1 pseudogene is annotated in these 1,769 nt (G+C 62.4%); it reads right to left on the reverse strand.

From position 1 onward, the window contains the following. Window positions 1-737: 737 nt before the first annotated feature. A pseudogene (locus AB0395_RS48235) lies at window positions 738-1,769 on the reverse strand (hypothetical protein); the annotation flags it as partial.

Here is a 1,769-nt window from a genome sequence, read left to right on the forward strand (position 1 = left end):
TCGGCGTTGTTGGCGGCCAGCGGGTCGGTCGCGTAGTCCGGGGCGGCCTGGGCGGTGCCGGCCAGGCCGGCGGCCAGCAGACCGGTGGCGAGGACAACGCCACCGGCGGGGAGGAGGATGCGCTTCAAGGGAACTCCTTGGTCTGATGTGGAACGCATCTTGCGTCCCATGCGTCAGTAAAGGGATAGCCAGAAACATACAGCGGTGATCTTGGTGATTGGAAGCAGCTTCGGCGGGTAAAACGATCACTTGTCGGCCCGATACCATTCTGTGATGTTTACTGGGCTTGGAGGATCTTGGTCTGATTGTGGGGGATTTGCGGAGTCTTCCCAGATCAGTTTGATCATGTGGCGCGTGCGGCCAATAATGTGTGATCGTCCAACCACTTAGAGTCACTGCTCTAATGTGACGCAGATCACATTAAATTGATGGCACCGAACCGGAGCCAGCCACGTCTAAACAGACCTAATAACGCGTCCCCATCGCGGCCGCGACGCCCGCCGAACCCTCTGTTCCTCCCCCCGAAGGGGAGTGCGGGAGGCGAAGATCGGCCCTGTGGTTCCCGAGTTCGGCCGCGGACAGATCGGCTGGATCTTCGTCTGAGAGGGCTTGGCTGTCCGGGTTGATGGTTCTCAAAACAGCAGAAGGGGCCCGGCAATTGCCGGGCCCCTTCTGTGGAGCTGGGGTGAGTCAGGGGTTTGGACCCCCTGACTCGGAGACCATGAGGTCCTTACGGCTTACTTGTAGAGCTCGCCGTTCGGGCCCACGATCTTGCCGGACCAGACGTTGGCGGCCCTCTTGTAGATGTCGGCGGTCTCGCCGTCGAAGTAGGCCGAGGTGATCAGGTCGTTGCGGCCGTTCTTGTCCTGGTCACCGAACTGGCTGGTGACACCGTTGACGTAGCCCAGACGCTTGGCGTTGTTGTACTTCAGGACCCAGGGGCCACCGTCGGCGCCGGGGGTGAGGTCACCCTTGACGCCGATGTGCTCCTCGATCTTCTGCGCGGCGGAGACGTACACCTTGCCGGAGGTCTTGCCGTACACCCACTTGGGGGTGATGCCGGTGAAGTGCTTGTCACCGTCGGGCTCGGGGGCCTCCGGGTAGCCGAAGATGAAGACGGCCTGGCCGGTCTTCTGGTTCCACGCGAAGCCCTGGCCACCGACGTTGTCACCCAGACGACCGGCGTCCTTGGACAGCTCGATGAAGAAGGCGTGGTCCTTGATGAAGTACTTGGCCTCGGAGCCGAGGATCAGCCACTGCTTGACGTAGTAGCGGGTGATGATCCACTGGCCGCTCTTGGGGTCCTTCTCGATGTGGCAGAGCTTGTGGGCGACCGCGTAGGCCTCGGCCTCTTCCTTCGACGCGATGATGACGTCGGTGAAGGCCTGGGCGCCCGGCTTGAGGACCGCGGGGCCACCGATGGCGGCGGCGTCCTCGTACTGCTTCTTGGTGACCTCGAGCGGCGAGTAGGTGCCGCGCTTGTCGTCCGGGCCGGTGGTCTGGGTCTTGACCTCGTCGACGACCTCGCCGACGTTGCCGGTGGTGCCGACCCACTTCTCGTACTCGGCCTTGGTGACCTGCTTCTTGGTCTCCTCGACGAACTTCGGACCCACGAAGCCCTTGTACTCGGCCTCGGTGACCTGCTTCTTGCCGTTGTAGAACACACCGTTGTAAACGGTGACGAACGCGTAGTCGCGGTCGTAGTCCTCGTAGACGTCGAAGTCGTAGTGCGTCCACGCGGTCTTGCCGACGTAGATGCCGTAGGGGGT

The sequence above is a fragment of the Streptosporangium sp. NPDC051023 genome (assembly GCF_040689595.1).
In the GTDB taxonomy this organism is placed as follows: Bacteria; Actinomycetota; Actinomycetes; order Streptosporangiales; family Streptosporangiaceae; genus Streptosporangium.